The 236-nt window shown below is 82.2% G+C and carries 1 protein-coding gene; it reads right to left on the bottom strand.

Annotation, left to right across the window (positions count from 1 at the left end):
* Positions 1–51: 51 nt before the first annotated feature.
* Positions 52–236: helix-turn-helix domain-containing protein (locus AC0IVP_RS22165; RefSeq protein WP_471759312.1), on the bottom strand; the 185-nt coding region annotated here is incomplete at its 5' end.

Raw genomic sequence — 236 nt, 5'->3', positions numbered from 1 at the left:
CACCCACCCTGCGCCGCCCGGGACCCGCCGGGACTCACCCTGCGGGCCGGCTCACTGACGCCGCGTGCCACCCCGGGGCTCGGCCGGCGTCCGGCCGGTGACGGCCCGGAACGCGCGGTGGAACTGGGCCTCCCCGGCGAACCCGCACGCCGTGCCGACGGCGGCCACCGACCGGTCGGGCCGGGCGACCAGCCGGGCCGCGGCACGCTCGACCCGCAGGGCCCGCAGGGTGTCGG

This window comes from Klenkia sp. AC732 (genome assembly GCF_979256525.1).
Note: the sequence above shows the minus strand (reverse complement) of the source record. Positions and strands in the feature narration are given on the sequence as shown.